The organism is Brevibacillus sp. NPDC058079 (assembly GCF_042885155.1).
Classification (GTDB): domain Bacteria; phylum Bacillota; class Bacilli; order Brevibacillales; family Brevibacillaceae; genus Brevibacillus.
Window position 1 is genome coordinate 339,049 of the sequence record NZ_JBHVSO010000001.1, and the last position, 24,390, is coordinate 363,438.

27 protein-coding genes are annotated in these 24,390 nt (G+C 47.4%); 26 read left to right on the forward strand and 1 reads right to left on the reverse strand.

The features are described 5' to 3' along the window. Positions 1-97 precede the first annotated feature (97 nt). The 26 genes from spoIIAA to ACFVS2_RS01885 all read left to right on the forward strand — a co-directional run bounded on the left by spoIIAA (position 98) and on the right by ACFVS2_RS01885 (position 24,070). The gene (gene spoIIAA, locus ACFVS2_RS01760) at positions 98-448 is read left to right on the forward strand and encodes an anti-sigma F factor antagonist (protein WP_007724108.1); all 351 of its coding nucleotides are present in this window, start codon (positions 98-100) and stop codon (positions 446-448) included. After that, entirely contained in the window at positions 448-897 is a 450-nt protein-coding gene (gene spoIIAB / locus ACFVS2_RS01765; protein ID WP_048032581.1) for an anti-sigma F factor, read from the forward strand. The genes spoIIAA and spoIIAB overlap by 1 nt, the downstream gene beginning before the upstream one ends. An 11-nt stretch (positions 898-908) precedes the next feature. Continuing rightward, positions 909-1,664 carry an RNA polymerase sporulation sigma factor SigF gene (gene sigF / locus ACFVS2_RS01770; protein ID WP_390230232.1) on the forward strand — a complete coding sequence of 252 codons (756 nt, stop codon included), beginning with the start codon at positions 909-911 and terminating at the stop codon, positions 1,662-1,664. 195 nt (positions 1,665-1,859) lie between these two features. Then, entirely contained in the window at positions 1,860-2,474 is a 615-nt protein-coding gene (locus ACFVS2_RS01775) for a stage V sporulation protein AA (protein ID WP_007724102.1), read from the forward strand. Continuing rightward, entirely contained in the window at positions 2,471-2,890 is a 420-nt protein-coding gene (locus ACFVS2_RS01780) for a stage V sporulation protein AB (protein ID WP_390230235.1), read from the forward strand. Before ACFVS2_RS01775 ends, ACFVS2_RS01780 begins: the two co-directional genes overlap by 4 nt. 81 nt (positions 2,891-2,971) lie before the next feature. After that, the gene (gene spoVAC, locus ACFVS2_RS01785; RefSeq protein WP_007724098.1) at positions 2,972-3,457 is read left to right on the forward strand and encodes a stage V sporulation protein AC; all 486 of its coding nucleotides are present in this window, start codon (positions 2,972-2,974) and stop codon (positions 3,455-3,457) included. Between the two features lie 13 nt (positions 3,458-3,470). Beyond that, entirely contained in the window at positions 3,471-4,496 is a 1,026-nt protein-coding gene (gene spoVAD / locus ACFVS2_RS01790) for a stage V sporulation protein AD (RefSeq protein ID WP_390230239.1), read from the forward strand. Further along, positions 4,496-4,846, forward strand: coding sequence for a stage V sporulation protein AE (gene spoVAE / locus ACFVS2_RS01795; protein ID WP_137029388.1), 351 nt, complete (start codon positions 4,496-4,498; stop codon positions 4,844-4,846). The genes spoVAD and spoVAE overlap by 1 nt, the downstream gene beginning before the upstream one ends. 29 nt (positions 4,847-4,875) lie before the next feature. After that, positions 4,876-5,490, forward strand: coding sequence for a stage V sporulation protein SpoVABEA (spoVAEA, locus tag ACFVS2_RS01800; RefSeq protein ID WP_390230242.1), 615 nt, complete (start codon positions 4,876-4,878; stop codon positions 5,488-5,490). Then, a complete protein-coding gene (locus ACFVS2_RS01805) occupies positions 5,444-6,913 on the forward strand; it encodes a spore germination protein (RefSeq protein ID WP_390230245.1) in 1,470 nt (489 codons plus the stop codon). The genes spoVAEA and ACFVS2_RS01805 overlap by 47 nt, the downstream gene beginning before the upstream one ends. Before the next feature lie 179 nt (positions 6,914-7,092). Then, positions 7,093-8,415 (forward strand): diaminopimelate decarboxylase, encoded by a 1,323-nt coding sequence (gene lysA, locus ACFVS2_RS01810; RefSeq protein WP_173620163.1) that lies wholly within the window; start codon positions 7,093-7,095, stop codon positions 8,413-8,415. A gap of 124 nt (positions 8,416-8,539) precedes the next feature. Next, on the forward strand, positions 8,540-10,813 hold the full coding sequence (locus ACFVS2_RS01815; protein ID WP_390230248.1) for a GGDEF domain-containing protein: 2,274 nt from the start codon (positions 8,540-8,542) through the stop codon (positions 10,811-10,813). Positions 10,814-10,881: 68 nt separating this feature from the next. Beyond that, positions 10,882-11,310 (forward strand): peptidylprolyl isomerase, encoded by a 429-nt coding sequence (locus tag ACFVS2_RS01820; RefSeq protein WP_390230251.1) that lies wholly within the window; start codon positions 10,882-10,884, stop codon positions 11,308-11,310. 156 nt (positions 11,311-11,466) lie between these two features. Continuing rightward, positions 11,467-12,135: a site-2 protease family protein gene (locus ACFVS2_RS01825; protein WP_173617976.1), complete on the forward strand. Its 669-nt coding sequence runs from the start codon at positions 11,467-11,469 to the stop codon at positions 12,133-12,135. Positions 12,136-12,154: 19 nt separating this feature from the next. After that, positions 12,155-12,919 (forward strand): segregation/condensation protein A, encoded by a 765-nt coding sequence (locus ACFVS2_RS01830; protein ID WP_390230254.1) that lies wholly within the window; start codon positions 12,155-12,157, stop codon positions 12,917-12,919. Then, entirely contained in the window at positions 12,909-13,493 is a 585-nt protein-coding gene (scpB, locus tag ACFVS2_RS01835; protein WP_173617974.1) for an SMC-Scp complex subunit ScpB, read from the forward strand. The genes ACFVS2_RS01830 and scpB overlap by 11 nt, the downstream gene beginning before the upstream one ends. A gap of 144 nt (positions 13,494-13,637) precedes the next feature. Next, on the forward strand, positions 13,638-14,807 hold the full coding sequence (locus ACFVS2_RS01840) for a D-alanyl-D-alanine carboxypeptidase family protein (protein ID WP_390230257.1): 1,170 nt from the start codon (positions 13,638-13,640) through the stop codon (positions 14,805-14,807). After that, on the forward strand, positions 14,800-15,390 hold the full coding sequence (locus tag ACFVS2_RS01845; RefSeq protein ID WP_007724061.1) for a nucleoside recognition domain-containing protein: 591 nt from the start codon (positions 14,800-14,802) through the stop codon (positions 15,388-15,390). Before ACFVS2_RS01840 ends, ACFVS2_RS01845 begins: the two co-directional genes overlap by 8 nt. 11 nt (positions 15,391-15,401) lie before the next feature. Beyond that, positions 15,402-15,935 (forward strand): spore maturation protein, encoded by a 534-nt coding sequence (locus ACFVS2_RS01850; protein ID WP_007724050.1) that lies wholly within the window; start codon positions 15,402-15,404, stop codon positions 15,933-15,935. 114 nt (positions 15,936-16,049) lie between these two features. Further along, positions 16,050-16,790: a pseudouridine synthase gene (locus ACFVS2_RS01855; RefSeq protein WP_390230262.1), complete on the forward strand. Its 741-nt coding sequence runs from the start codon at positions 16,050-16,052 to the stop codon at positions 16,788-16,790. Between the two features lie 117 nt (positions 16,791-16,907). After that, positions 16,908-17,432, forward strand: coding sequence for a thiol-disulfide oxidoreductase ResA (gene resA / locus ACFVS2_RS01860; protein ID WP_007724043.1), 525 nt, complete (start codon positions 16,908-16,910; stop codon positions 17,430-17,432). A 13-nt stretch (positions 17,433-17,445) separates the two neighbouring features. After that, the gene (gene resB, locus ACFVS2_RS01865) at positions 17,446-19,080 is read left to right on the forward strand and encodes a cytochrome c biogenesis protein ResB (RefSeq protein WP_173618004.1); all 1,635 of its coding nucleotides are present in this window, start codon (positions 17,446-17,448) and stop codon (positions 19,078-19,080) included. A 24-nt stretch (positions 19,081-19,104) separates the two neighbouring features. Then, positions 19,105-20,334, forward strand: coding sequence for a c-type cytochrome biogenesis protein CcsB (gene ccsB / locus ACFVS2_RS01870; protein WP_390230267.1), 1,230 nt, complete (start codon positions 19,105-19,107; stop codon positions 20,332-20,334). 88 nt (positions 20,335-20,422) lie between these two features. Then, the gene (locus ACFVS2_RS01875) at positions 20,423-21,139 is read left to right on the forward strand and encodes a response regulator transcription factor (protein WP_007724035.1); all 717 of its coding nucleotides are present in this window, start codon (positions 20,423-20,425) and stop codon (positions 21,137-21,139) included. Between the two features lies 1 nt (position 21,140). Then, a complete protein-coding gene (locus ACFVS2_RS01880) occupies positions 21,141-22,925 on the forward strand; it encodes an ATP-binding protein (protein WP_390230271.1) in 1,785 nt (594 codons plus the stop codon). A gap of 14 nt (positions 22,926-22,939) precedes the next feature. Next, a complete protein-coding gene (locus ACFVS2_RS01885; RefSeq protein ID WP_390230274.1) occupies positions 22,940-24,070 on the forward strand; it encodes an HAD family hydrolase in 1,131 nt (376 codons plus the stop codon). Positions 24,071-24,111: 41 nt separating this feature from the next. Here the strand turns inward: ACFVS2_RS01885 and ACFVS2_RS01890 are convergent, their stop codons facing one another. Continuing rightward, positions 24,112-24,387 carry a hypothetical protein gene (locus tag ACFVS2_RS01890; RefSeq protein WP_390230277.1) on the reverse strand — a complete coding sequence of 92 codons (276 nt, stop codon included), beginning with the start codon at positions 24,385-24,387 and terminating at the stop codon, positions 24,112-24,114. Positions 24,388-24,390: the final 3 nt, after the last annotated feature.

Here is a 24,390-nt window from a genome sequence, read left to right on the forward strand (position 1 = left end):
GGCTGCTCGATTTTTTTGTTCTTTTGTCGGCTGGCAGGAATTGGTTTCGTTGAGGAAGAAAGAGAGTTTCTATCAAGGGAGAAGGAGTGTGTCAGCTATGAGTTTACGAGTTGCGATGGAAACACGGCAGGACGTGCTGGTGATCCGTTTGCAGGGTGAGCTGGATCATCATACGGCAGAGGAGTTGCGCAAGAAGGCGGATGATCTTTTGCGTACCTCTACTATACGCCATATTGTGCTGAGTCTGGCTGATTTGACGTTTATGGACAGCTCTGGTATCGGGGTTATTTTGGGAAGATACAAGCAGATTTCTGCCCGATCTGGAGAAATGTACGTCTGCTCGATCAATCCTACGATCTATCGAATATTCGAGATGTCCGGGTTATTCAAGGTGATCAAGTTTCGCGAAAACGAAGCGGATGCTTTGCATGTTCTGGGGGTGGCGTAATGATGGTACAGCGTAACTTTATGTCAGTGTCGTTTGCAGCGTTGAGCCAAAATGAAGCATTCGCACGTGTAGCAGTTGCAGCCTTCATATCCCAACTCGATATTACGATGGACGAGCTGGAAGAAATCAAAACCGTTATATCCGAGGCTGTTACCAATGCCATTATTCATGGTTATGACGAAAATCCAGAGGGTGTGGTACAGATCTCTGTGCGAATTCAAGAGGACAGCGTTGATCTGATTGTGGAAGACAATGGACGAGGAATTGAGGATGTGGAGCAGGCCATGCAGCCACTCTATACGACGAAACCGGAGCTTGAGCGCTCTGGAATGGGCTTTACCATTATGGAGAATTTCATGGATTCTTTGGAAGTGGCAACAGTTGTGGGTAAAGGAACAACTGTGCGCCTCACCAAACGCCTAGCGTTTGCCAAAGCCTTGCAAAATTAGGGGTAGTGCCTATGGGTGCCGATATCAAAAACGCGAGTCAACCATTTCTGACCAATGACCAAGTGAAAGAGCTAATCGCCAAAAGTCAAGCTGGCGACACTGAGGCACGAGAGCTTTTAGTCAACAGTAATATTCGACTGGTCTGGTCCGTCGTCCAGCGCTTTATCAACCGTGGATACGAAGCGGATGATTTGTTTCAGATCGGTTGTATTGGCCTTTTGAAAGCCGTAGACAAGTTCGATCTCTCCTATGATGTTCGATTCTCAACCTATGCTGTGCCGATGATTATCGGAGAAATTCAACGTTTCTTACGCGATGACGGTACAGTCAAGGTAAGTCGATCACTCAAAGAAACAGCCAATAAGGTACGACGAACAAAGGATGAGCTGTACAAGCAATATGGTCGCGCACCCACGATTGCTGAGGTTGCGGACGCGGTGGGGATTACGCCAGAAGAAGTCGTGTTTGCGCAAGAAGCGAATCGGGCACCTTCTTCCATCCATGAAACGGTTTTTGAAAATGACGGGGACCCCATTACGTTGATCGATCAGATTGCGGATGAAGGGGTCAACAAATGGTTTGAAAAAATCGCACTCAAGGATGCGATCAGTCGATTGAGTGAGCGGGAGCAACTCATTGTTTATCTGCGCTACTACAAGGATCAGACGCAGTCGGAAGTAGCGGAGAGGCTGGGGATCTCGCAAGTACAGGTATCGCGCCTCGAGAAGCGCATTTTACAAACAATCAAAGACCAAATTGAGCATTAACAGATGCAAAGAAACACTCCGGTCACTACGTGGCTGGTGTGTTTTTTTGTGTGAAAAACGTCCCCTCTCATCGGGAGATCGAAACATCTCGACGTTTTTCATAAAACAGAATATGACCGCCGTTTATTTGCATGGGTTTTGTGGCTCGGCACATACTAGCGAATAATCAGGTATGTGATGGAAGGGGAAGGTACCATGAAAGACGCGTTGTTTCTGCGCCTGAGAAAGCGATTGGCCGTACAGCCACAAGCCATGATTATGCTTGGGGACATTTGCCAGCTTTACTGGGATGGAGAGCGCGAGGAAGCGTTAAAGCGGATGCCCATTTACCAGACAAAGCCAACAGATGGCAATTTGATCATTATCGATATTATGCAGGTGATCAAAAGGCTGCGCTCTGTCTATCCTGACGTGGAATTGGACGTCCAGGGTGCTCCCCAAATCATAGTGGAAGTACTCAATCCACGAAAGAAATCGAACCCGATTTTGGTGGCGATGGTGTGGATTCTGTTGTTCATTGGCTCAGGCTTGGCGATCATGAATTTCCATACTGATGTCAGCATGATGCAGGTTCACGAACGAATCTACTATTTGATTACAGGTGAAAAAAGCCATCAGCCTTTATGGTTGCAAATCCCTTACTCCATCGGAATCGGCTTGGGGATGATTCTGTTTTTCAATCATATCTTCCAGAAAAAAATCAACGAAGAACCTAGTCCGCTAGAAGTGGAATTGTTTATGTATCAGCAAAGCCTGGATCAATACTACATACAAAATGAAAACAAGGAAAACCAACGGACGAAGAAATGAGCGTCATCAAATGCTTGTTGCTTATGTTGATCGGGCTAGGTGGAGGTCTTGCAGTTGGGAGCGGGCTGGTCGCGTTTATTACCGTTCTGGACATCATTCCGAGGTTGACACAATTAACGAATGCTCATCGATATATCCGCTCGCTGGAATGGGCTTTGGTAGCAGGGGCGCTTTTTTTTACGTTCATTGATTTTTTTCACTGGGGTGCTCATTTGCCCGATATCGTTTCTTCGATTTACGGGATATTTGCAGGAATATTTGTGGGGACACTCGCCGCAGGCTTAACTGAGGTACTGAATGTCTTCCCGATATTAGCGAAGCGAATCCACATGGATGGCAGTCTTCTCTTTCTGATGATGGCAGTGGTTTTGGGAAAAGTGACAGGTTCCTTACTGCAATGGCTGCTCCATCTGTGAAATGGTAAATACCACTATTCATAGGCATCTTTAGAAAAAGGAAGGATATAGGAAGAAAGCTTACAAAGGGAGTGAAAGGGCATGGCAACCAAAACAAAATCCAAAAATCCCGGATCGATGCAGATGACCAAACAACTGTATCAACAGCAGGCTTCCAAGTTCCAGCCCAAACGAAATGTTCTGCTGAACTCGTTTCGTGCTTTCTGGGTAGGAGGGACCATATGTTTGTTGGGTCAAGCCATTCAAAATATGTATATTACCTTTTTCGGATTTACGGAGAAAACGGCAAGCAATCCGACCGTTGCGACGCTCATCTTTCTATCCGTTTTGCTGACAGGGTTAGGTGTGTATGACAATATCGGGCAGTATGCCGGAGCAGGATCAGCTGTGCCTGTTACAGGCTTTGCCAACTCAATAGCTTCTGCAGCCATCGAACATCGGAGCGAAGGGTATGTGCTCGGCGTTGGGGGAAATATGTTTAAGCTGGCTGGCTCGGTCATTGTATTTGGGGTTGTTGCTGCTTTCATTGCGGGAATTTTAAAGAGCCTGATCAACATGTTTTTCTAAGGGAGGGCTGGCGGTGTCAAACAATCAACCAGTGAAACGAGTCAATCGGCAAACCTGGCACTTCGATCAAAATGTTCGCTTGCAAAGCTCGGCAGTTGCTGTGGGACCAAAAGAAGGAGAAGGGCCGCTGGCACACTTGTTTGATAAGATCCACGACGATATGTATGCAGGCCAACAGACGTGGGAAGACGCCGAACGCCAGTTGATGGAGGATGCAGTCAACACCTTGCTGCAAAAGGCCGAGATCACGGGCAAGGATGTGGATATCATTCTCGCCGGTGATCTGTTAAATCAGAACATCACCACCAACTTTGCAGCAGAAAAGGTGGCGATTCCGCTTTTGGGCATGTACGGAGCTTGTTCTACCTCGATGCTGACACTGGCAAATGCGGCGGCTTTGGTAAACGCAGGCTATGCGAACAGGGCCATTGCTGCTTGCAGTAGCCACAATGCCACAGCGGAAAGGCAATATCGTTATCCCACGGAATATGGAGGCCAGAAGCCGCCAAGCGCCCAGTGGACAGTGACAGGAGCCGGCGCTGGATTGGTCGGGATAGGGGGAAATGGTCCGCGAATCACGTATGCGACGATGGGAAAAGTAGTAGATATGGGGATTAAAGACCCGTTTGACATGGGGACTGCTATGGCTCCAGCAGCAGCTACGACGATCCAGACGCATTTTCAAGATACGGGGCGCTCCCCACAAGCCTATGATTTGATCGTGACTGGTGACCTGGCAGCTGTCGGGTTTCCGATTCTAAAAGAGCTCATGCTGACAGAAGGATACGATCTGGATCAAATCTACAATGATTGCGGGTTAATGATTTACTCCCCCGATCAGGATGTATTTGCAGGCGGGAGCGGTTGTGCCAGCAGTGCAGTGGTCACGTATAGCTACATTTTGGATCAACTTAACCGTGGGTTACTGAAAAACGTGTTGGTCTGTGCCACGGGAGCCCTCTTAAGCCCGGTAAGCTATCAGCAGGGCAATTCGATACCGTGCATCGCCCATGCGGTTGCACTGGAAGGAGGAAAATGATGGAGTACCTGATTGCTTTTGTCGTAGGAGGATTGGTTTGTGTAGTAGGTCAGCTCCTTCTGGATGTTGGCAAGTTAACGCCTGCTCATGTCATGAGTACGCTGGTCGTGGCAGGAGTTTTTCTCGATTTTATCGGCGTGTATGACAAGTTTATTGATTTCGCAGGCGCAGGAGCGACTGTACCAATTACGAGCTTCGGTCATTCTTTGTACCATGGAGCCATCGGCGAGGCAGAGCAACATGGGTTGATCGGTGTGGCAACGGGGATTTTTGAGGTCACGAGTGCGGGTATATCGGCTGCGATTGCATTCGGATTTTTTGCCTCACTCATCTTTAAACCCAAAGGGTAAGTCCAGGCAGTAAAAGGCGGTGACCCAGCATGGACACAGTACGCCGGAAAGTCATCTTGGTGACAGACGGAGATCATATTGCCCAAAAAGTTATCGAGAATGTCGCCAAGCAATTTGGTGGTCGATGTATATCGCTGTCTGCCGGGAATCCAACTCCACTACGAGGCAATCAGATGGTCGAGCTAATAAAAATGACACCATATGATCCTGTCATCGTCATGTTCGATGACAATGGAGATTACGGCAAGGGTAGAGGGGAACGAGCACTCGAATACGTGGTGAAGCATCCTGATATCGAAGTAATCGGTGCGATTGCAGTAGCCTCGAATACACATTGGGTCAAGGGTGCGACGGTCGCTTATTCCGTAAACAACCAAGGTCAAATTGTAGACGAAGCGGTGGACAAGGACGGGTACGCAGACGAGCAACTTCAGCATCATATTTATGGAGATACGGTAGACATCTTGAATTCCCTGCATGTACCAAATGTCATCGGCATTGGAGATATAGGCAAAATGGAAGGCAGGGATAGTTTGCAAAACGGTTGTCCTATCACAACGAGAGCGGTGCAATGGATAATAGAAAGGAGCGGCGCTCATGGCACAGGTCACGGAAAAACGTCATCCCATCTCAACTTATCTTGAAGAGAATCAGAGGTATTTGAACGACAGACTTGGTGTCGGTAAGAGTTTTGATATTGGGGTCCATGATTTTTATGTGGGTCATACACGAATGTTGTTGTATTACATAAATGGCTTCGCAGAAAGTTTACTGATTTCTCAGGTCATGCGTGAGCTGAACGGTGTGCGTGAGCGGGATCTGGCTGATAACGCTTTCGACCATTTGTTTCACAAATTCATCCCTTTTTTCCAACTGAGCAAGGTAGAAACGACTGACGAGTTTATTGATAAATTGCTTGTCGGTCAAGTAGGGATGATCATTGACCGATCTCCCCACGCCATTATTCTCGATGCCAAAATCTTGCCGAATCGCACACCGCAGGAGCCAGATACGGAGAGAATCGTCCGCGGAGCGCATGACGGTTTTACAGAAGTACTCGTAACCAATACGGCTCTTACCCGCCGAAGAATACGTGACGAACGGCTCCGATTCGAAATCATGCAGATTGGGGAGCGGACCAAGACAGATGTTGCCGTCGCCTACTTGCATGATGTAGCAAATGAAGGGCTGGTCCATACGTTGAAAGAGCGCCTACAAAATATCCAGATTGACGGGATACCGATGGCAGAAAAAACCGTCGAAGAATTTATCATAGGAAAAACGTTGAACCCCTTCCCTCTGGTTCGATACACAGAGCGTCCCGATGTAGCCGCTGTACATCTATTAGAAGGTCACGTACTGATTTATGTGGATACTTCGCCGAGTGTCATGATCACACCCGCCACTTATTTTCATCATGTACAGCATGCGGAGGAGTATCGACAAACACCGGTAATCGGTGCTTATCTGCGCTGGGTTCGCTTTTTGGGAATCTTTGCTTCTGTTTTTGTTTTGCCGATCTGGTTGCTTTTGGTTATGCACCCTTCCATGATACCGGAGCCACTTCACTTCCTGGGGATCAAGAAGATGGGGAGCATTCCTATTTTGGCACAATTCGTGATCGCTGAGGTTGGATTGGACTTGATGCGGATGGCCGCCATTCATACGCCAGCGCCGCTCTCGATTGCCGTAGGTTTATTGGCCGCGATTCTGGTCGGGGATGTGGCGATCAAGGTAGGACTCCTCGCACCCGAGGTTATCTTGTATCTGGCAGTGGCGGCAATCGGGATGTATGCAACTCCCAGTTATGAGTTGAGCTTGGCCAATCGACTGATTCGTTTATTTCTGATTCTCATGGTGGGCTTTTTCTCCACACCGGGACTGATGATCGGACTTACGATCATTCTGATTTTCTTGGCTTCCACCCGTTCGCTCAATACACCTTACTTATGGCCGTTCATTCCATTCAACTACAAAGGGATGAAGGATATTGCGGTACGGCTGGCTGTGCCAAGCAAAAACAACAGGCCGAGTATCGTTCGCTCGCAAAATTCCTCTCGGCAATAATATTCTGAAAACGGATGACTTCACCCATTGTCAAACGCACAGCCTTGTAGTAAATTGTAGGGAAGCCTTACGAACAAAAGTTTCTGTATGGCAACTGACGCTCCTCGTTGGTTGCCTTTCTTTATAAAAGGTTGTCTATATACATCATCGGTGCGAATGAATTGGGGAGGAAACGAAACATGTACTTACACGGGACAAGTCGAGTGAATGAACAAGGAAACTTGGAAATCGGAGGCTGTGATACGACACATCTAGCTGCTACTTACGGAACACCTTTATATGTGTATGACGAACTACAAATTCGCACCAAATGCCGGGAATTTGTCAATGCGTTTCACAATACGGGTTTTTCCTTCCAGGTTGCTTACGCGAGTAAAGCTTTTTGCACAATGGCGATGTGCAAGTTGATTGAAGAGGAAGGCTTGTCACTCGATGTAGTATCTGGCGGCGAATTGTATACGGCTCTGCAAGCTGGATTCCCCGTAGAGCGCATTCATTTCCATGGCAACAACAAATCTCATGATGAGTTAATCATGGCGCTCGATGCCAAAATTGGCTGTTTCGTTGTAGACAACTTTTATGAGCTGCACATCTTGGCGCAATTAGCCGAAGAGCGGAACGAAAAGGTCTCCGTTCTCTTGCGTGTCACACCGGGTGTAGAAGCTCATACGCATGAATACATTTCTACAGGGCAGATCGACTCCAAGTTTGGCTTTGACGTGCAAAACGGCCAGGCTCTTGAGGCGATTCAATTCTCTCACGAAAGCAATCATCTCCATTTATTGGGAGTTCATAGCCATATAGGTTCACAAATATTTGAAACAGAAGGCTTCCTCGTCGCTGTCAAACGATTGACAGAGCTGTTGGGGGAAGCAAAAGGAAAGCTTGGATTCCTGCCAGAAGTACTGAATGTAGGTGGCGGCTTCGGTATTCGGTATGTAGAAGGGGATACACCGCAGCCAGCGGAAACGTATATCAAAGCCATTACAGATGTCGTTCGCCAAGAACTCACAGCGCTGGAGATTCCTCTACCTGAGATTTGGATCGAGCCAGGTCGGAGTATTGTAGGAGATGCAGGGACAACCTTGTACCGAATTGGATCGCAAAAGAACATTCCAAATGTCCGGAAATATATTGCGGTCGATGGTGGCATGACAGACAATCTGCGACCAGCTTTGTACGATGCAGAATATGAAGCAGCGATTGCGAACAAAATGAATGCACCTGCCACAGAAGTTGTTTCCATTGCAGGGAAGTGCTGTGAGTCAGGTGATATGCTCATCTGGGATGTGAAGCTGCCAGAAGCACAGGCGGGCGATATTCTCGCAGTTCCAAGCACAGGTGCCTATGGGTATTCGATGGCGAACAACTACAATCGGATCGCTCGTCCTGCTGTTGTATTTGTCAAGGACGGAGAAGCAGAAGTGGTCGTACGACGCGAAACGTACGCAGAAGTAGTCGGTCACGATGTTTTGCCAAAACGCGCGCAGCTAATGCGCTAAACTTCATAAAAAATGAACAAACCTTCCCGATCGTTTGGGAAGGTTTTGTATTTCCTTCATCTCCCATTCATGATTGCTTAATGTTTTCTCGGCATAATGAAAGGGTGAGGGGGAGCGATTCATCATGTTGTCGACTCTTATGAAGCGGTTTCGACGAATACCCTACATTTCATTGGACAAACGCCAATGGATGAAGGCGATGATTCGGCAAGAAGTGGAGAGAGAGAAGAAAGTCGTCATGTTTTATATAGATATCGTCAAGCTGACAGAGGTAGAGCATCGCTATGGCGATACAAGTGCCAAGAGAGTTCTTCATATATTTGAAAGCATTTTGCCAGCTGTAGCTCGTCAAGCATTTGAAATCAAAGGGAGAATCATCGCGATTCAAAAGCTGTGGGGAGATGATTTTGCGATCTACACTTCCTTTTCGAACACGATGAGTGAGGAAGACTGTCAAATGCTATCGATTCATTTTCAGGAGTTGGCTGAACGACAGTTAAATCGACAAGTGAGCTTCGTCAATCGTGAGGAGCTTCGTGTCCATATCGGTTATGCGGAAATCATCGGAGAAGATATCGTAAAAGAGATGTATACTTCTGTCAAACATGCTGTACATATGGCCAAATATGGGATTACCTCCGAAAAATATACGCACATCAGACAATTTCACAAGCTGCTTGCAGAAGAAAACGTCCAGATGCATTTCATGCCGATCATTCATTTGCCAAATGGCGAAGCTTTGGGATGGGAGGCATTGGCGCGAGGGCCGGTCAACAGTCTCTTTGCAACTCCCGCTGCCTTGTTCAATTATGCACAAGAGACGGATACGGTGTTTCGTTTGGAGCATATATGTCGAAAACGGGCATTGGAGCATATACGCTATCTGAAGCCGCATGAAAAATTGTTCATCAATTTGGACCCACGGGCGATTGACGATCCGTTTCTGTTGCGTGGCAAAGTGCAGATGCTTTTGGCAGAGTATGAGCTGACGCCACAAAACATTGTTTTTGAAATTACAGAGCGCCACGCGATTACGAATTACGCTGCCTTTCGAAAAATCATTGAGGAGTACCGCAAGCAGGGCTATATGATTGCTGTAGATGATGCGGGAGCAGGATATTCCAGCTTGGAATCGATTACAGAAATCTATCCAGATTTTATTAAGCTCGATATGTCATTGATCCGCAATATCGATGTCGATCCGATTAAGCAGGCGTTGTTAGAGACGTTTGTATCCTTCGCTGACAAAGTGAACTGTAAAATCATTGCAGAAGGAATCGAGACGGAGCGTGAGCTGGAAACGCTCATGGACGTCGGTGTCATCTATGGACAGGGTTACTACTTAGGCAAGCCGGACAAAGGGATGGCGCAGCTATGTGGAACGGCTATGAACTTTCTGCGATTTACAATGGAAAGGCGGATTGAGCAAGAAGCAGAGCTAATCCTGCCCACTCCGGCTATGACGGAAATTTTGGCGAAGACAATCAGTGTTGAAAAGCACGTGAAAGTAAGACGAATCCATGAGATTTTTGAACAAAATCAGCGGATTGAAAGCGTGGTTGTACTGGAGAACGGCATACCAGTTGGGCTTGTTATGCGCTTTTCTCTGTATCAAATTCTCGGTGGTCAATACGGAATCGCATTGTATTATGAAAGACCTGTTTCTCAAATCATGAATACCAACCCGCTCAAAGCTACCAAAGACGACAAGTTGGATGAGGTAGCGAAGCGGGCGATGGCCAGAGATGCTTATCATTTGTATGATGTGGTCATTATTATTGATGAGAATGGCGAGTACATCGGTATCGTTACCGTGCAGAAGCTGTTGGACAAAATGGCCTCCATTAAGCTCGAGATGGCGAGCTCTGCCAATCCGCTGACAGGGTTGCCGGGGAATGTGCAGATTGAAAGGGAATTGAATCAACGGCTGAAACGGAATGATCATCAGGTGGTCATCTACTGTGATCTCGACCGTTTCAAATGGTTTAACGACCGCTACGGATTTGAAGTGGGTGATCAGATTATCGTTCGAACGGCGAACTTGTTGCGGGAAGCATCGAAATGGTATGGAAGCGGGTCTGACTTCATAGGGCATATCGGCGGAGATGATTTTATCCTGATTACGACAGCACAATGTGCGAATGATGTAGTCTTGTTTATCATGGATGCTTTTACGCCGTACTTTTCGGACATTTATGAAAAGCGCAGAATGGGGGACGGTCAGGAGCTCTCCATGTCGATGGCAGGTGTCGTCCTATATGCAGGGAAGTACACCAGTGCGGAACAAGTTGCAGAGAAGGCAGCGTACGTGAAAATGGTGGCAAAGGCGAAGGCGGGAACTGTTTTTATTACCGACTGTGAGTTGCCTGGCGAAGATCAGATCCGCATCGAGGGATAAATTGGACGTCAATCGTTCTCCATGGTAGAATGGGTACGTTAACTTTACAAGGTATGGAGGTTCAACATATGAAAAAAGCGCTCATCACCATGGAAAATGGTAACCAAATCGAGCTGGAGCTGTTCGATCAAGAAGCTCCGGGCACAGTAGCAAACTTTGAGAAATTGATTAACGAAGGCTTCTACAACGGACTGTCCTTCCACCGTGTTATCCCTGGCTTCGTAGCACAAGGCGGATGCCCTTACGGTACAGGTACAGGCGGTCCTGGTTACACAATCAAATGTGAAACAAAAGGAAACCCACACAAGCATCAGCGCGGTTACCTGTCCATGGCACACGCAGGAAAAGACACAGGCGGAAGCCAATTCTTCATCTTGTATGATGCTTTCCCTCACCTCGATGGCGTACATACAGTATTTGGTCGCGTCACTTCCGGTATGGAACACGTTGATGCAATCAAACAAGGCGATAAAATGGGTACAGTAAACGTAGGCTAATAAAAGTTTTATAAACACCGATGAGGGAAACCTTGTCGGTGTTTTTTCGTCAGGATGCATGCTGGGTCCAGCTGGAATGGGGTTGTAAGCCTATCTATCTGCTGGTATGCTAGAAGATAGACGACTTTTTTGAACACGGATGATTAGGAGGAAGCAATGGACCTTTTTCACTTTGATTGGAAAACGGTACCGTTTCGCATGATTGCGTTCGTTATCGCTTTTACTTTGCACGAATGGGCGCATGCCTTTGTCGCTTGGAAGCTAGGTGACAACACGGCTAAATCGGAAGGCCGTTTAACATTAAACCCAATCCCGCATATTGATCCGTTTGGTTTGATTCTCATTTTGTTTGGTCCATTTGGTTGGGCGAAGCCAGTGCCGATCAATCCTCTTCATTTTCGCGGGAACAAGCGTTTAGGTATCGTTTACGTTTCGGTGGCAGGTCCGATTATCAACCTGATCCTATCGATCTTATTCTGCATCGTGTACATTCTTGTACGCTATTCCGGAATGTTGGTAGGAATGAATGAAAAAGCAGTCTTTGCCATTGAGACAACGCTTGAATTTAGTATCATCATCAATGCGGCTCTTTTCGTCTTTAATCTTTTGCCGATCCCACCATTGGATGGCTACAAAATATTGCGCTTCTTGTCACCGCGCAGCTGGGATGCGAAGTACTATCATTATGAGGTTTACGGACCGTGGATCTTGCTCTTGCTGATTTTCATTCCAGGTGTCAGCTCTACCATTTTCGGGATTCCACTTGCTATTGTAAGCACCTGGATTCAACAGATTGCAGTGAACATATTAAGCGTGTTCATCTAACGGAAACGAGGGACGACTTTTGGCTTACAGCATCAAACTTGATTCCTTTGAGGGACCACTCGATCTGTTGCTCCATCTGATCGACAAGGCTGAGGTGGACATCTACGACATACCGATAGCGGAAATTACGGAGCAATACCTCGCGACGATTGACAAGATGCAAGAGCTCCAACTGGATGTGGCCAGTGAGTTCGTAGTCATGGCGGCTACGCTCCTCTCTATTAAGAGCAAGATGCTGTTACCCAAAAAGGAGGAGCATGTCTTTCAGCAGTTCCTCGATATGGATGTAGACGAGATAGACCCGCGTGAAGAACTGGTTGCTCGTCTGTTGGAGTACAAACGCTATAAAATGCTTGCTGAGAACTTGCGAGAAATGGAAATCGGTCGTAATCAAGTTTTTACGCGTCCCGCAGAAAATTTATCTCCTTATGCGCGCGAAGAAGATCATACCGTAACGAATGTGACCCTCTATGATTTGATCAACGCGTTGGAAAAGCTGGTAAAGAAAACGAAAGAAAAAGAACCGATGACCAAGGTGTCGCGGGACGAAATCTCCATCAAGGATCGGATGACGGAGATACGCCAAGTGGTACGCGGTGGTGGGATGGTTCGGTTTTCTGAGTTGTTTACTCAAGGGGCGACGCGTACAGAGATTGTGACGACCTTTCTCGCTTTGCTTGAGCTCATGAAGGCTAAGCACATTACGTGTGTACAAAATCAATTGTTTCAAGACATCATCATATGTGAAACCGGAGCGGAAGGAGCCCATACCGATGGACTATGACAAGCTGAAAGGCGTAATCGAGGGCTTGCTGTTCATCTCGGGTGATGAAGGAATCGATGCCAAAGAAATCTGTGAAATCACTGAGGTGTCGGAAGAAGAGGTCATCGATTTGATCGAAGACATGAAAGCTGACTTCCGCCGGGCAGGACGCGGTATTCAAATCGTGGAAGTGGCAAAAGCGTATCAGCTGACCACTCTGCCCGAGCATGTACCCTATTTTGAACGGCTAGCAACATCGCCAGGTCAGTCAACGCTATCCCAAGCAGCATTGGAGACTCTTGCCATTGTTGCGTACAAACAGCCACTGACTCGTTCGGAGATTGAAGAAATCCGTGGCGTTAAATGCGAAAAAGCACTGAACACCCTCTTATCTAAACACCTCATTCGCGAAGCGGGGAGAGCAGAGGGGATCGGACGTCCTATTTTGTACGCGACCACTAAAGAATTTTTGGAGCATTTTGGATTACGGGAACTGGGGGATTTGCCAGAACCGCCTGTCAATCTTGATATCGAAGAAGCGCGATTGGAAGCATCAGCGCTATTCGGAAAAGCAGAAGAATCGACAAACGACTAGTTACAGTCCGGACAGTTTTTCGTACTATCATACGACTCGTCCCCATATACTATGGTACAAACCTGTGTATCGTGGTATAACGACGGCTTTTCTCTTGCCTAATAGGCAAGGTTGAGCCCAAGTTTTCAAATGGGGAGGACGTTTATGAGCATTCGAAAATATCTGTCCGGCGTACTCGTCGTTTTTCTTTTTATACAGATGGCTCTTACGCCGGCAGCGATGGTAAAAGCTGCTGCAGCTCCACCTAGCTTGTCAGCAGAAGGTGCAGCGCTAATCGATGTAGAGAGTGGGCGGATTCTTTATTCCAAAAACGGTACGAAAAAAATGAGGATCGCGAGTCTGACAAAAACGATGACAGCAATCGTAGCGATCGAGATGGGCAAATTGGATGCACAGGTAACGGTACCGCCACAAGCAGTTGGTGTAGAAGGCTCATCGATCTACTTGAAAAATGGGGAGAAGCTCACGCTTGAAGAACTGCTGTACGGTTTGATGTTGCGATCTGGTAATGACGCAGCAGTCACCATCGCAACGCACATCGGAGGGTCAGTGCCTGGATTCACTTACTTGATGAATGAAAAGGCTGCGATGATTGGAATGGAGCATACGAATTTCACCAATCCGCATGGTTTAGATGACAGTAACCAGCATTACTCCACCGCGGAAGATATGGCAAAGCTGTCCGCCTACGCCTTACATAATCCGGTATTTCGTCAAATCGTTTCAACGAAAGTCAAGGATATTTCATGGGAAGGCGAGCAGTGGGATCGGCGTCTACTCAACAAAAATAAGATGCTTCACTTATACAACGGTGCTGATGGTGTGAAAACGGGATACACCAAAATTGCGAAGCGCTGCTTAGCATCTTCTGCCACGCGGGATGGAAGGCAGCTGGCCACGATTACCCTGAATGCTTCTGATGACTGGAACGACTCCGCCAAGCTGATGGACTGGGGCTTTGCGAATTATCCACTACAAGAGCTGGTCAAAAAAGGGCAGGAGGTAAAGCCTGACACGCCAGTCACACTCGAAGCAGGAACTCATCTTGTCACAACAAACGCTTTTCAATATCCCTTGCAAACGGCAGAGGCAGAGGGGATTCACAAACGCGTCGTTATGGGAGAATCAACGGTAACATCGAAAATGAATGGTCAGCTGGCAGGGTTTCTGCAACTCTATTTAAAGGAGAAGATGATTGGGCAGGTTCCGTTGCTAGTTAGTGTGGATGCGCCGACTTTAGCAGCTCCGCAGGCTTCACGCTCCATGTGGCAGCCATTTTGGGACATAGTGTCAGGGGGGCTGTGGAGTGCTTAATGTCATCTGGCTCGGTCTCATTGTCATTAGCATTGTCGTTGCGGCCATGACGGGGCGGATGGAAGCGATTAACGCAGCAGCGTTTGAAGGAGCCAAGACGGGAGTAACCGTTTGTCTCGGTCTTCTCAGTGTTCTCGCTTTTTGGATGGGAATGATGCGGATTGCAGAAAAGTCAGGACTCCTTGAGCTATTGGCGCGGGTATTGTCACCGATCATTCAGATCCTTTTTCCTGATGTACCAAAAGGGCACCCTGCCATGGGATATATCCTCTCAAATATGAGCGCAAACTTGCTCGGGCTGGGTAATGCAGCAACTCCAATGGGGCTGAAAGCCATGGAAGAGCTCCAAAAGCTAAATCCAGACAAGCAAAACGCTTCGGCTGCCATGTGTACGCTGCTGGCGATCAATACGGCGAGCATTACGATTATTCCTACGACGATGATCGCGATCCGCATGCAGTATGGCTCCGTGAATCCCGTAGAAATCGTAGGCACTACGCTGTTATCTTCTTTTGCTGCCACCATTGTCGCCCTGTTGATTGATCGCATGTATCGTTATCGGCATATACGAAGACACAGATAGGGGGAGTCCTTATGTACCAATGGGTATCCCTGCTCTCTCTTTGGGCCATTCCCGTTACGATTGCCTTTGTCTTGTTGTATGGGTGGCGGAAACAAGTCCCCGTCTACGAGACGTTTGTAGATGGAGCAAAAGGCGGCTTAACCACTACGATTCGCATACTCCCGCATCTGATTGCCATGATGGTCGCGGTGAGTATGTTTCGGGAGTCAGGAGCATTGGATCTACTGCTTCGCGCGCTCAAACCGCTTCTTGACCTGTTGCATTTTCCGGAAGAACTGGTCCCGTTGGCGTTGCTTCGTCCGTTGACGGGAACAGGCTCACTTGCGATAGCAACAGACCTGATCGCGCAGTACGGTCCCGATTCTTTTTTGGGCAGACTGGCAGCTACCATGCAAGGGAGCACAGATACGACACTGTATGTCCTAACCGTTTATTTTGGCGCAGTTGGTATTCGCAATTCTGCTTATGCGCTAAAGGTAGGCTTGTGGTCAGACCTAGCTGGTGTCATATTTTCGCTGCTCATTGTCTCCTACATTTTCGCTTAATAGAGTTCAAATAGTGTTGGCAGTGAAAACTTCCTCATGGATATGGGGAAGTTTTTCCCTTTTTCTTGTCCACACTAGTAAGAATGGGTATGATGTTGTAGAGGTGAACCAACGATGGAACGTTTACAGAAAGTATTGGCGCATGCTGGAGTCGCCTCTCGTCGCCATTGTGAAGAATTGATTGCGCAAGGCAAGGTGCAGGTAAATGGCCAAGTCGTACGAGAGCAGGGAATAAAAGTCGATCCGCTCAAGGACAAAATTGTGGTGAATGGACAGCAGGTTAAGCTGGAGCAACATGTCTATCTCTTGCTGTACAAGCCTACTGGTGTCATTACGAGCGTCACTGACCCGCGCGGCAGACGGGTAGTGATCGATCTGTTGAAGGGAATTAAAGAACGGGTATATCCAGTAGGTCGCTTGGATTACGATACTTCCGGCTTGCTGCTCTTGACGAACGATGGGGAGCTTGCCAACAAGCTGGCACATCCAAGCTATGAAATCGATAAAGTGTATCGGGCATGGGTAAAGGGAATCCCTAGTCAGGAAAAAGTGCACAAGCTAGCAACCGGCATTCGTTTGGAAGACGGCATGACTTCTCCCGGTCAGTCCAAATTGTTGAAGACAGAGTCTAGCAGCCAAAAGGCATTGGTAGAACTGACTATACATGAAGGACGAAACCGCCAAGTGCGCAGAATGTGTGAAGCGATCGGTCATCCGGTGTTGACATTGGAGCGAATCCGTCTAGGATTTCTCACATTAGATGGACTAAAGCCAGGCGAATTTCGCAAGCTCAATCATGAGGAAGTGGAGAGCTTGAAGCGGGGATTGGTTCAAAAGAAACGCAGCCCGCGGTAGAAACATTGATTCGTTCAAAATCTGTTCATAAGTTGTGCGCTGTCGGAAAAACTAGGAACGCTATAATAGAATGGGAAAAGGATGCAATTTATTAGCAGTAGATGGGAGTATGGAGTCATGAACAAAAGCAATCGTACATATGTCAGGATCGCGGTATTGGGTGTTTTGCTTGTAGCGCTGGTCTTTGCACTCTATTCCAGCTTTGTGAAGGACCCCGGTGCTGTGAAAGTAGGAAGCGATGCTCCGAATTTTAGTTTGGAGCAACTGAATGGACCAGAGCTGACTCTGGAAAGTTTGAAAGGAAAGGGCGTTATCCTTAATTTCTGGGGCACGTGGTGTGAACCCTGTAAGGAAGAAATGCCGGCATTGCAAGAGCAATACACGAAGTTTAAAGACAAGGGATTGGTTGTAGTCGGCGTCAATATCGGAGAATCGCCAGTTGCCGTAGAACCATTCGTGAAGCAGTTCGGGATTGACTTCCCTATTTTGCTCGATCGCCAATCGCAAATAACAAAGCTGTATCGAATCGGTCCGATTCCGACGACTTTTTTCATCGACCCTGATGGAGAAGTGCAGGACATTTTTATCGGGCAGTTAGATGAAGCGATGATTGAGTCGAAAATAACAAAAATCTTGCCGTAAGTGAGGAGCAATGATGGATCAGAGAAAATGCGAATGCGGTCATACCAACCCGGTTGGGACGCTGCTCTGTGAGTCTTGCGGGAAGCCTTTGAATGTGGAAGTCCACGAGCAGACATCGTTTCCTGACATGCGTTATGAAGGAATGGCAAGACGTTCTCAAACGAATAAAACAAAGGTAATCGATCGAGTCTGGAACTTTTTTTCTTCGGTCAAAATTGCAATCGGTATCATTATTGTCATTTTGGTGGCGTCCGCAGTTGGAACCATCTTTCCACAACAAATGTACATACCGGTTCCCGTACCGACTGAAGCAGATGTTGCCCGTTTTTATACGGAATCATATGGAACGCTGGGAACGATTTTCTACGGCCTTGGATTTCACAATATGTACTCGTCCTGGTGGTTTGTGACGCTTCTAGTTATGCTCGGTACGTCTTTGGTTATCTGTAGTCTGGACCGCGTAGTACCGCTGTATAAAGCGTTAAAGAAGCCAAGATTGAACCAGCACAAGTCCTTTTTGAAAGGGCAAAAGCTGTTTGCAGAGGGTGAGCTTGCTCCAGAAGCCAATCAGGAAGCAATACTGGACGCCTCCGCTCTGGCATTGAAAGAAAAAGGATACCGCATTTTCCGCACGGAACGGGCGATTATGGCTGAAAAAGGTCGTTTTAGCCGTTGGGGTCCTTACATTAATCACATTGGACTGATCTTGTTTTTGGTCGGTACCCTGATGCGAAGCCTGCCTGGCTTTTACTTGGACGAGTACGTCTGGGTGCGTGAGGGACAAACAATGGCGATTCCGAATACCCCTTACTACATAAAAAACGAGAACTACACGACAGAGTATTGGTCGGAAGAAGAAATGCCGGAGCAACTGGAGCTTAAGGGCGGAGCCATTGTGAAGAGCTACCAGACAGAGGCCATTTTGTATGAAAATAAAAGCGCTGACGTTCCAGGGAAAAAGCCGGATTTGGTAGAAGTACAGAAGGGTCCGATCGTCGTGAATCATCCGATGGAGCAGGACAGCCTCTACATTTATCAGAGCGGCGTGCAAGAGATGCAGCTTGGCGCGCTTAATTTTACAGTGGTCGATTTGAAAAACAATAAAAAAGAGATCGGTCTTATCAAAATTGATCTGTACAATCCACAGCCAGAGCAAACCATTGCGGATGGGTTTACGGTACGGATTTTGGATTACTTCCCCGATTTTATAATGGGAAAAGACGGGAAGCCGGCGACGAAAACCAATTTGCCTAAAAATCCGATGGTGGCATTGGAACTCATTGGAGAGAATGGCAATTATAACGAAAAACTGGTTTATCTAGAAGGAACCATTCTTACACAGAAAAATGATACGCGTTACGGACTCGACATCAAAATGCCTGATTTAATCGATATTGCAGGGCTGAATGTACGGGTGGACAAAGCATTGCCACTGATTTATTTAGGTTCATTCATTTTCCTTGCGGGCGTTGTGATCGGCATGTTCTGGCAACATCGTCGGGTTTGGGTACAGACGCAAGAGGGAAGTATCTTGGTAGCAGCTCACACGAATAAAAACTGGTTCGGTCTTCGTAGAGAAGTAGATGGGCTGGTTAAACAAGCGGAGCTCCCTGTCACGATAGAAGATAAAACGAAGGCCAAGGCCTAAAGCTTCAAAGGGGGTACTAACAACGTGCAGCTCATTCAACTGAGTGACTGGTTACTGGATGTCGCGTTCCTGCTCTACGTCATCTCGTCTATCGTCTTTGCTGTAGCCGTGACGGGTAAAAACTGGGCAGGGCGTGATCCCAAACAACATGAAGAGCGCTATGGACGGCTTGCGTATTGGTTAGCCGTTATCGGTTTTGTGGCGCAAACAGGGTATGTGATTGCTCGCTGGATTGCAGGCGGTCATAGCCCGACGAGTAACATGTTTGAGTTTATGGCATTCTTGGATTACTGTATTATCCTGGCCTACTTAATTATTTACCGGATCTACAAGCTGACCTCGATTGGGGCGTTCGTTCTTCCGCTAGGGGTTATCATGCTCGCGTATTCGTACGTGTTCCCAAAGGAAATCACCCCATTGATTCCGTCTTTGCAGAGCTACTGGCTGCACATTCACGTGACTACTGCTGCACTGGGTGAAGGGATTTTGGCGGTTGGTTTTGCAGCGGGTCTGATGTATTTGATCCGTACCGTTCCGCAGCATATTTCCACGAAAAGTACGAAATGGCTGGAGATCGTGCTGGCTGTGGTCCTGATGCTCGTTGGATTCATTTTGATGGATTCTACGTTTGCTCGTATGGATCAAAAGACGGTATTTGAGATGAAGAAGGAAGAAATGAATGCAGCGGGACAGATGGTAAAACCGAAAGTGGAGTACATCCTGCCTGCAATTGTTGCACCCGCTGATTCAACCATCATCAAGGAAGGTCCAATGTCTCCACTCTTTGAGGCACCTACCTGGATGGAAGGAAAAGACGCTGCACGCAAATTGAACACGATGCTGTGGTCAGTCCTTACAGGGGTAATTCTGTATGGCGGAATGCGTTTGATTTTCCGAAAACGATTAGGGGCTGCAATCAAGCCTTCCGTTGAGAGTGTCGATCCTGAGCTACTGGACGAGATCAGTTATCGAGCAATCAGTATCGGATATCCGGTGTTTACCCTTGGGGCCCTTATCTTTGCGATGATTTGGGCAGAAGAGGCCTGGGGACGATTCTGGGGCTGGGACCCGAAGGAAGTATGGGCCTTAGTTGTCTGGCTCTTCTACAGTGCCTACTTGCACTTGCGTCTATCCAGAGGATGGATCGGTGCAAAATCAGCATGGATGTCCGTCATCGGGTTCGTCATTATTTTGATTACACTGGTCGTGGTCAACTTGGTCATTGCTGGTTTGCACTCCTACGCTGGGGTGTAGAATATCCTCGAAAAGCTGGTTTTATCACCAGCTTTTTGGACTATCTTCAAACGGTTTTACGATATTATGAGAGCAAGAGGTGTTCCAGATGGAAAAAATAGCACGTATTCTCGTAGTGGATGATGAAGAGCGCATTCGCAGACTCCTGAAAATGTACTTGGAAAGAGAAAACTTTCTGATTGATGAAGCAGATAATGGAGAGCAAGCGGTCGAAATGGCTGTGGGAAGTGACTATGATATCATTTTGCTCGACCTGATGCTGCCAGGAATGGACGGGATCGAGGTATGCCAGCGTGTTCGTGAATTCAAGGCAACCCCAATTATTATGCTGACAGCAAAAGGGGAAGAAACGAACCGCGTTCACGGGTTTGAGGCAGGGGTAGACGATTATGTCGTGAAGCCGTTTAGCCCGCGCGAGGTCATGTACCGGGTAAAAGCGATTCTGCGTCGTTCTTCCGCGACAGCTTATTTGAAGACAGAGACGTTCAACAGTCATTCTGTTCTTGTTTTCCCGGAATTGACCATTGACCACGATGCACACAAAGTCATCGCAAGTGGCCAAGAGGTGAGCCTGACTCCAAAAGAGTATGAACTGTTGCACTACCTGGCATTGTCGCCGGATAAAGTGTTTACGCGTGAAGAATTGTTAAAAGATGTGTGGCACTACGAGTTCTTTGGCGACTTGCGCACGGTGGACACACATATCAAGCGTCTCCGCGAAAAATTGAACCGTGTTTCTCCACAAGCTGCCAATATGATCGCCACGGTTTGGGGCGTCGGATACAAGCTAGAGGTGCCTAAGTAAAGTGGACGTTATTTTTCGCAGTGTAGTCGGAAAGCTATGGATGACCATTATTGCCTTATTTGCTCTCGTCTTGACCATCTTTAGTTTGTTGCTCGTTCAATCCTTTGACAGCTTTTATAGCAATCGGCAGTCCAAGAATTTGCACGATCTGGCAGATGGCATCGCAATCGGTTTGGCGCAGAGTCCTGATATGACAGCAGCTATGGAGATGGCTTCAAGATTTGGCTTGGTCCATCATACGGGCATGGTCATTCTCGATGAAACAGGCAAGCAAGTCGGTATGAGCGAGGGGGCTGGGCTCCCGCGTATTCCAGTAGAGCAATTGCTCCAAAATCCTGCCTTGCGTTTGCCTGATGCGCTGGCAGGTAAGCATCCTGCTCCCAAAACGATTTATATTAATGTGGAGAATTCCGCTGATCACACGAACAACAAGCATGAAATGCTTGCGGTCGCTGTGCCTTTAGAAATAGCAGCAGGGAAAACGGGCGCAGTGGTCATGTATCAGGCGATTGAAGATTTTGATGATACGGTTAGTGAAGTCAGATTTTTAATCTTTGTGGTTGGCGTCATCGGATTCGTCTCTACCACTGTATTCGCCTTCTTCCTCTCATCGCGTCTTACGATTCCATTACGTCAGATGAAAGAAACGGCGCATCGTATAGCGGAAGGGGACTTTCATGCTGAAATCCCGATTAGGACCCAGGACGAGACAGGTGAACTGGCGGCTTCGTTTAACACGATGGCAAGCAAGCTCAATCAGTTAGTCGATGCACTGTCCAAAGAGAAGGAGCAGCTGGCGAGCGTTCTTAGAAGCATGGTAGATGGTGTTGTGATGATAGATGCGAGCGGCAAGCTGGCCGTAACGAATCCGCCAGCAGAACGATTCTTGCGAGATTGGGATTTTGAGCATTCGGATGAGCCTGTGCCGCTGTTCTTGTTCTATCAGCAGGTTTTGCAAACCGGACAGGAAGTGACTGAGGACATCCCTGTTCAAGGGCGGATATGGTCGGTTGTCATGGTACCCTTGAATGATCGGGATCAAATCCGTGGAGCTGTCGCAGTTCTGCGGGACATCACGCAGGAGCGTAAGTTGGATAAGATGCGTAATGATTTTGTGGCTAACGTATCCCATGAGCTACGAACACCTCTATCCATGTTGCAAGGGTACAGTGAAGCGATTGTGGATGATATCGTGGCTACACCGGAAGAGCATAAAGAATTGGCGCAGATCATCTATGACGAGTCAGCGCGTATGACCAAGCTAGTGAATGAATTGCTCAGCTTGGCACGGATGGAAGCGGGGCATGTTGAATTGTTCCAGGAGACGATGGAACTGCGTCCGTATTTGGAGCGCATTCAACGTAAATTCACCAATTTGGCGAGAGAACGAGAAATCCATCTCTTCCTCGAAATATCGACGACGCACACGCATGTGCTCATGGATCCTGATCGCATGGAGCAAGTGCTAACGAACTTGATCGATAATGCGCTGCGGCATACGCCAAGTGGGGGAAGCGTCACCATTCGTGCTCGCGGGGATAAAACGTTACTGGTTGAGATAAGCGATACAGGCAGTGGCATTCCACAAGAAGATTTGCCGTTTGTTTTTGAGCGATTCTATAAAGCAGACAAGGCTCGAACACGTGGACGACTAGGTGGAACTGGACTTGGACTAGCCATCGCGAAAAACCTTGTCGAGGCACACGGGGGCACCATCAGTGTGCAAAGTAAACTGGGTGAGGGAACGACTTTTACAATCGCCTTGATGCTGCATAAAAACAAATAGGAGTGTAGAGAGAAATGATCAAAACGATCTTATTTGATGTTGACGGGGTTATGTTGAGTGAAGAGCGTTACTTTGATGCTTCTGCATTGACAGTGTGGGAATTTTTGTACAGCCCGCAGTATGTGGGGCTTGCAGGCGAGGAATTCACACCTGCTCCAGAAGAAGCGCAAATTAGACGAGTGCGCGAGCAAGTTTTCGCTCATGATGAAGTGCTGAATTTCATCAAGTCACGTGGAATCAACTCCAACTGGGACATGGTTTTCCTCGCGTTTTCCTATCAGTTGATTCGTTTGATTGAAGCGGTTAAAACGCAAGTTCCAGAAGCAACGAGCCTTCTTAGCGAACAAATTGATCGACCGCAACTGGCAAAAGTGAAAGAGTGGGCAGCTACTTATGCTCCTGATTTCCAAGTAGACTACGCAGGGTTCACCGCTGATTTTGCCAAAGGTTCTGCACAAAAAGCAGAAATGCTGGTCTACTTGAATCAAATTGCAAAAGAGCGTTGCGGTATTTCAACAGAAATGTTCTCTCGCAATAGTGATCTATGGCAGTTGATTCAAAAGACGTTTCAAGAATGGTATCTCGGTGATGAGCGCGTGGCGGCATCGATTGGCCGTGAAACCATGCAGCCAGGCAAGAAGGGCTTCTTGTCAGACGAGATTCCGATTGTACCGCCTGTAGAAATGGTCGAGTTGTTCCGCACGTTAAAAGAAAAAGGATACACACTGGGGATTGGAACAGGGCGCCCTACCATCGAGACGCATGTTCCCCTCAGTGAGATGAACATACTGGAATGGTTCGACCCGAACCGTGTCGTAACTGCCTCTCACGTACTCGATGCGGAAGAAGCGTTTCCTAGCTTTGCCCCGATGTCCAAGCCACACCCTTATTCTTATGTAAAAGGGTTGCTTGGACTCGATGCACCGATTAGCGATGCTGTCCATTTTTCACTGCCAATCGAAAATGGAGAAGAGGTGCTGATCGTTGGCGATTCACTCGCAGATTTTCTAGCGGCTCGCTCAATCGGTTGCAAGTTTGCTGCGACATTGACTGGGCTGTCTGGTCAAGACGCGCGTAGCAAGTTTGAAGAGGAAAAAGCAGATTTTATTCTCGATGATGTTCGCGATATCCTTTCCATTCTGTAGATAAAAAAAACTCCGCCGTATGTAGAAACGGCGGAGTTTTTTTATTCCCAACAAATCGATTGCAAGCATTTGAAGCGAAAGGCATGAATTAAAAAGGATTCAACCATGTTCGTCCTAACAATAACTTCGAAAGAACCGTCTTCACGAGAAAAAAACATGACATCCGTATAGTCTTTGTTCCCTTCAAAATAACGGCGAACCTCTTTCACGCGCTCTCGCATCTCTTCTGTTTTGACGACAATCTGGAAAGTGGCACCCTGCTCAGAAATCGTTTCCTTTAGCTCGATATCCTTTTCATCATAGGTGTAATGGAACAAAAG